Here is a 5,349-nt window from a genome sequence, read left to right as displayed (position 1 = left end):
GGGTGGGCTCGGGAGCATGGGCCGAGGCGGCAGGGGCCCAGGCCAGCGTGCCGGTCACGGTAGTGGCGACGGTAAGGGCGACAAGGGAACGGGCGGAGCGGATAGACAAGGAGGAACTCCAGGTTGGGGAGGGTCTGTCGGGGGCGTGAGCCGGTGCGGCCGTCGGCGGCTCAGCGGCGTGCGGCAGTCCGGCGCGCTGTCGACTGCGCGGCGCTGGGCGCTGCGGCGAGCCTGGCTCGGGAGCTCCGCGGTGGCGTGCAGGTGATGCCGTGGCCGGTAAGCCAGTGGTGCGTGGCCAGGGCGCTGGGCAGGAGCACGTCGCGCAACCAGAAGAGGCCGTCACCCAGTTGGCTGCGCTGGATGAGCCAGTGCACCTCGGTGGTGGCGGCTCCCGAGGGCTCGAACAGGAAGTAGGAGTCGCTCGGGTCGGGACCCGTGAGCGTGTCCTTGGTCAGGTCGTACTGCGGGTGGTGTCGGCCGCGTTCACGGTCGATGGCCTCGGTGAGGCCGTCGGCTGGCCGCCTGCCGTAGCTATCGCTCAGGATCCGGTGGTTGCCCATCTCACGTTGCTCGAACCAGTCCTGTGCCGCAGCGAGGGTGGGCAGTTCGGCGCGCTCGATACGGAAGGTCCCGGCGATGGTGTTGCGCAGCACGTGGACGGCCACGATCGGGCTGCCGCCCGCCAGGCCCCAGCGTCCGGCCTTGTCCAGCAGCAGGGCGTACATGTGATGGGCGTCCTGGGTGCCGAGGGTCTCCCGGACTTGGTATCGGTCGCCGAGGGCGATCAGTACGTCGTACTGCTGCCGGGACGCGACGTCGGCCGGTACGAAGGGGTGCAGGCCCAAGAAGGGGTAGTCACGGCCGCCGCTCATGCGTGTCCCGTGCGGACGGACCGCGCGCCGGGAATGTGCGGCTCGGTGGGGAGGTCGAGACGTTCCTGCACGGTCCGGGCGCGCTCTTCGGCTTCTGGCGCGGTGGCCGCTGTGGTGATGAGGAATCCGACGCGGGCGCTGAACATGTCGCCGTCGGGCGGCAGGGTGACCGTGTCGCCGACCGTGCGCTGGAAGGTGATCTGGTCCAGCCAGGGCGCGTCTGCGGCGAAGTCGTCGTCGAGGTGGCAGCGGGTGAGGGTGCCGGACGTGTTCGGGTAGAGCAGCCGTATCGCGGCGGCGCTGTGCCGGGTGCGGGCGAGGTCGGGGGTCTGGCCGCAGGCGGTGTCGGCGGCGGCGCGGGCCAGGTCCACACCGGTGGCCAGCTGCACGAGGTGGCCGATCATGTCGCCGCCGATGCGCGCATTGACCTCGATCAGGCGGGGGCGGCCGTTCACGAGGCGCATCTCGACGTGGCTCACCCCGTCGGTGATGCCGAGCGCCTTGATGGCCGCGGCAGCGACGGGCGCCACCTGGTCGAGCAGCGGATCGGCAGCGTCCACGCTGTGGGCGATCTCCTCGAAGAACGGCGGGGCGCCGAGCGTCTTGCGGGTGACGGCGACGGCGGTGGTGTGACCACGGTGGGTGACGCATTCGACGGAGACTTCTGGGCCGTCGAGGTACTCCTCCACCAGGACCTCGATGCTCTCGATGCCGTCGCGTGCGCCGGCGGCGGCGAACGCGAAGCCGTCGGGGAGTTCTTCGACGCGGTCGACGCGGATGACGCCGATGCTGGCCGCCCGGGAAGCGGGTTTGAGCACGATGGGGTAGCCGATCGTGTCGGCGGCGAGCGCCGCCTCCAGCAGAGAACGTGCGGTCATCGAAGCTGCGGAGGGCACGCCGTGGCGGGCGAAGAGGGAGCGGGCCACTGCCTTGTTGCGGGCGCCCTCCATCACCTTGGGGCCACTCGACGGCAGACCCAGGCACCGGGCAAGTCGCGCGGTCTGAACCAAGTACCACTCGGTCCACGTCACCACCCCCGCCAGGTCGTGGCGCCCGGCGAGGGCCTGGCCTGCATCAACCAATGCCTGGGCGTCGTCGGGATCGGCGATCTCGAAGTCGATGATGAACTCCCGCTCCCACGTGGGCTCGGCGGGAGTGATCAGGACGATGTCGTACCGCTGGGCGACGGCTGCGAGGCAGTATCCGCGGTAGTCCTGAGCCTCCGGACCGGTGGTGGCAACGACGAGGATCGTGGGCAAGAACTCTCCAAATAGGGTCAGGTAGAGGGCAGTTCGGTTACGGCGTGGCGGTTCATGGGGTGCGCCGACGGCGCAGCTCGAAGGCGGGGGCCCACTCGGGGTGGTCTTTGATCAACTTTCGTGCGAACAGGGCGGTGTAGTTGTTGTTGAGCCCGCGCAGCCCCTGCGGGAGACGCCAGCGCAGGGCCTCGAACAACTCCTTCAGCCCGATGCGGGTGGCGCCGGCGGCCAGCCGCTCGGCCGTCAGCCTTTCCAGGGCCCGGTAGACGTAGGGATGAGCGGCGTCGAAAGCGAGGAACTGATCGGTGATCGTGGGCCTGGATCCCGCGCGAAAGGAGGGGCGGGCGACGGGTATGACGGCCTGGGCGGCGGGCATGGGCATCGGGTTGATCTCCGGGAGAGCGGACAGCAGGGGTGGGGTGAGGTCAGGCGAGACGGGCGCGCAGAACGGGGAGGGTGCGCAGCCGGGAGAAGGCCGTGAGCAGGCCCAGGGCCTGTAGCACCGCGCAGGCGGTGATCACGTGGCCGAGCAGGGCGGGCGGAACCGATGCGACCAGGACACCGGCCAGCGGAAACGGCAGCAGGAGCAGCAGGATCGTCAGCGAGAGGGTGGCGCCGAACACCTGCTGCGGGATGAGGTGGGAGCGCAGTGTGCGCAGCACTACCGTCATGCCGCCCTCGCCGGCCATGAGCACCGCGATGAGCACGAGATAGGCGGTGTAGGTCTGAGCGAGGGACACTGCCAGGCACGCACTGGCCGCGACGGTGGCGGAGAGCGCCCCGACCGGCCACAGGCCGAAACGGTCGATCGCTCGGCGGCACACCGCGACCGTGAGCAGGGAAGCGACGGCGGCCACCGACCAGATCAGGCCCACGTCCGCGCTGGAGTGTCCGAACTCCTTCACCACGATCACGGGGGCAGCGGCCTGGAGCAGACCGACCGCCAAGTTGGAGAGGGTCAGTCCGCACACCAGCCAGCCCAGCGCGGGCAGCGCGCGCAAGGTCGTCCATCCGGTGCGCAGCCCCGCGAGGACCGGCTGCGGCTTCTCGGCCCGGGTGGCGTACTGCCGGGGGGCGAAGGCGCACGCCAGGAGCGAGAAGACAGCGATCGTGACGAGCATTCCGGCGGCCCCCGCCCGCTCCAGCAGCAGGCCGGCGACAGCCGGACCGGCCAGAGTGCCGACCTGATCAATGCCCAGGAGCACCGACTGCACCCGGTGGGCGCGCTCGCCGGCCTGACGGCTGGCGATGCCTCCCGCCGTCTCGGCGGCGATGTAGGAGAACTCCGTGAGCACGCCGCTCGTGGCGGCGAGCAGCATGACAGCGGCAGTGGTGGCCACCCCGGCCGCCATCTGTGGCAGGGCGAACGCGGCGGCCACTACGACCAAGGCCCGAAGGAAGGAAGCCGTGCGCAGCACGCGGGTGGTGCCGTGGCGGTCGACCATCGCTCCGGCGACGGCGAACGCGCCCAGGCGCGGCACCCACTCCAGCGCGAACGCCAAGCCGGTCAGGGACGCGGAGTTGGTGGTGGCGAGCACGAGCAGTGGGATCCCGTACGTCGTCATCGCGAAGGCGCCGGCGTCCATGCTGCGGGGCAGGTAGATGCCCCGCAGCAGGGTGGAGGCAGGCCGGCGGGCATGCCGGGGCCCGGCACTGGGTCTCACGCAGCGATCTCCCACTCATCCGCCGCATGGGAGGAGTGGAGGGCCGTGGGGTGCAGGACGTACGCATGAGTCTTAAGCCAGGCGCCCAGGGCGCTCTGCGGGCCATCGAGGGCAACGATGGCGTCACGGCCAAGGACCGCTCCCCCAGGGGTGAGCATGCCGCTCGCGTCACCGGACCAGGCAGTGGCATGTGCGAGTGCCGGAGTGTGGCTGAGCAGGTCGAGGGTGTGCTGAACCCGGGTGACGAAGTCCGTGGCCAGCGTGGGGAATTGATGGGCACGGGCCCACCGGGCGGCCGTGTCGTACACCTCGGCCAGTTCCTCGCCGCGGTCGGTGAGCCGGTAGCGGACTCGTTCGTCCTCGTCGCCGTAGACGAGGCCGAACTCGCGAGCCCGGTCGATGGCGTGACGCAGCTGGTGGGCACTGAGGTCGTCAAAGGCGCTCTGTAGGCTGCCGCGGCGTCGGCTGATGGGGCCGTTGTCGTCGATCTCGGTGACCAGGCGGACCAGTGCGGGCAGCGACAATGCCCGGATCGCGCGGCGTGCCTGCGCCTGGTCGGCGAGGATGATGTGGGTCATCGGCGCGGCCCCTGCGTCTGCGGGAGGGCGATGGGGCGTGCCGGTATCTGGTGCGAGAACAGGTCGCCGCCCTTCCAGGCTGTGGCCGATGAGACCGCAGGCTGAATGGCGAGCGCGGCGGGGTGCGCGGCTGGGGTCACGGCAGTGGCAGGTCCCGATACGCGGGGCTGGGTCGTCAGCCAGGGACCGGACGCCGCTTGCGTCACCACCGGGACGGGGGCCGTGGCCCACAGGGGGTGGGTGTCGGCGTCGTCGAGCGGGCGTCCCGCGGCCCAGGCACTCAGAGCCCGGTAGACCGGGGCGAGCGCGTGGCCGGTGGCGGTCAGCTCGTAGGCCCGGCCGTCCTTGCGGACCAGGCCGTCCCCGACCAGGCGGTCCACCTGGGGATAGACGTTGCTGAGCCGGTAGCCCGGCATCGCCGCGGCGGACAGGGCCTTGGCGCTGGAGGCGCCGCGGTCCTTGAGCACCCACAAGATCGGCGTGGCGTGCCGGGGACCGATCAGCGCGAGGGCATCCTCGATGTTCTGCGCCGGCGCGACCTTGGCGAGCGGCTCCAGCTTCCCGGTGCCCTTGTTCTTCACCACCGGCTTTTCCAGGTACGTCTCGCCCCATGCCGCGATCACGGTCAGGACAGGCATTAGGTCGGTGCCGCGTGCGGTCAGGCCGTAGGTGACGTGGCCCTGGGAGACTTCGGTGCGCTCGACCAGTCCGGCGTCGGCGAGACGGCGCAGCTTGGGGTGGAGGGTGCCGTCATTCAGCCAGGGCAGGCGCGGCTTGATCTCCGCGTAGCGCAGGGGCTGGGCGGACAGAGTCATCAGGATCCACACGCTCCACAGCGGGGCGATCATCTCCAGCGACTCGGTGACGCGGGCGACGTCAACCTGGGTGGAGCGGGGCAGACCGGTGGTGGCCAAGGGGGCAACTCCTAGGGCGGGACGGGCGGATCAGCGGGTGCGGGTGGCAGCGGTCGCTGGAG

General features: G+C 70.9%; 6 protein-coding genes. All 6 read right to left on the bottom strand.

Annotated features, from left to right (window positions below):
• Positions 1-170 precede the first annotated feature (170 nt).
• From ACJA3G_RS29220 to ACJA3G_RS29195, 6 genes are read right to left on the bottom strand one after another with little or no spacing between them, the layout of a single operon-like run.
• The gene (locus ACJA3G_RS29220) at positions 171-872 is read right to left on the bottom strand and encodes a hypothetical protein (RefSeq protein ID WP_406556040.1); all 702 of its coding nucleotides are present in this window, start codon (positions 870-872) and stop codon (positions 171-173) included.
• Positions 869-2,131: an ATP-grasp domain-containing protein gene (locus ACJA3G_RS29215; protein ID WP_406556039.1), complete on the bottom strand. Its 1,263-nt coding sequence runs from the start codon at positions 2,129-2,131 to the stop codon at positions 869-871. The genes ACJA3G_RS29220 and ACJA3G_RS29215 overlap by 4 nt, the downstream gene beginning before the upstream one ends.
• A gap of 52 nt (positions 2,132-2,183) precedes the next feature.
• Entirely contained in the window at positions 2,184-2,507 is a 324-nt protein-coding gene (locus ACJA3G_RS29210; protein WP_406556041.1) for a hypothetical protein, read from the bottom strand.
• A gap of 49 nt (positions 2,508-2,556) precedes the next feature.
• On the bottom strand, positions 2,557-3,795 hold the full coding sequence (locus ACJA3G_RS29205; protein WP_406556038.1) for an MFS transporter: 1,239 nt from the start codon (positions 3,793-3,795) through the stop codon (positions 2,557-2,559).
• Complete coding sequence (locus ACJA3G_RS29200) at positions 3,792-4,373, bottom strand: regulator (RefSeq protein WP_406556037.1); 582 nt, start codon at positions 4,371-4,373, stop codon at positions 3,792-3,794. Before ACJA3G_RS29200 ends, ACJA3G_RS29205 begins: the two co-directional genes overlap by 4 nt.
• Positions 4,370-5,287, bottom strand: a complete 918-nt coding sequence (locus ACJA3G_RS29195; protein WP_406556036.1) for a winged helix-turn-helix transcriptional regulator — start codon at positions 5,285-5,287, stop codon at positions 4,370-4,372. Before ACJA3G_RS29195 ends, ACJA3G_RS29200 begins: the two co-directional genes overlap by 4 nt.
• Positions 5,288-5,349 lie beyond the last annotated feature (62 nt).

Origin of the sequence: Streptomyces sp. YS-3 (assembly GCF_045257485.1) — a bacterium.
Taxonomy (GTDB): domain Bacteria; phylum Actinomycetota; class Actinomycetes; order Streptomycetales; family Streptomycetaceae; genus Streptomyces.
Note: the sequence above shows the minus strand (reverse complement) of the source record. Positions and strands in the feature narration are given on the sequence as shown.